1 protein-coding gene is annotated in these 729 nt (G+C 73.8%); it reads right to left on the bottom strand.

Going from position 1 to position 729, the window contains the following annotated elements:
- Window positions 1-88 precede the first annotated feature (88 nt).
- A partial coding sequence (locus C1J00_RS43870; RefSeq protein ID WP_245936764.1) for an AAA family ATPase occupies window positions 89-729 on the bottom strand: 641 nt, incomplete at its 5' end.

Below are 729 nucleotides of genomic sequence, written 5' to 3'. Positions count from 1 at the left end.
GTTGTGCGCCGTCCGTGTGTGTGGGGGGCTTGTCGCGCCCACGCGGCGGAGCCGCACATCGATACGGCCCCGCGCCCCTATGGGGCGCCTACCACTGGGGTGGGCTGGCGATGGAGCGGGACAGGACGTCGTTGAGGACCTGGGCCGTCTGCGGAATGTCGAGCTGGGAGTTGTCGATGATCGGCAGGCCCGAGCCGTACCAGCCCGCCATGCGGCCGTGGATGCGGGCGACCTCGTCGTCGGTGAGGCGGCGATTGCCGGAGCGCTCGGCGTTGCGCTCCAGGACGATCTCCAGGCCCGGCAGGAGGACGACCGGCAGCAGGCCCGGCCCGACGTGGCGCTTCCAGCCGCCGAGGCCGACGACCGGGCGGTCGGGGAAGACCGCGTCGTCGAGGATGCACGAGATGCCGTTGGCCAGGAAGTTCCGGGCGGCGAAGCCACAGGTGCGGCGGGCCAGACGGTACTGGGCCTCGGAGTTGTCGTTCCACCCGGACTGGGGGTCGGCGAAGCCGGAGCGGACCCACTCGCGTACGTCGTCGAGGCTGATGTGGGCCGTGGGGACCCGGCGGTGGTCCGCCCAGTACTTGGCGACGCTGGTCTTGCCCGCGCCCGCGGGGCCGATGAGCAGCACGGCGAGCGTCGTACCGGCGGGGTCGGGAGCCGTCGCGGCGGGCGGGGCCGTCGGCATGGCGACCGGGCCGCCGGGCGGCAGCGGCACATGGCCGGTGG

Source organism: Streptomyces cahuitamycinicus, from assembly GCF_002891435.1.
Taxonomy (GTDB): domain Bacteria; phylum Actinomycetota; class Actinomycetes; order Streptomycetales; family Streptomycetaceae; genus Streptomyces; species Streptomyces cahuitamycinicus.
Note: the sequence above shows the minus strand (reverse complement) of the source record. Positions and strands in the feature narration are given on the sequence as shown.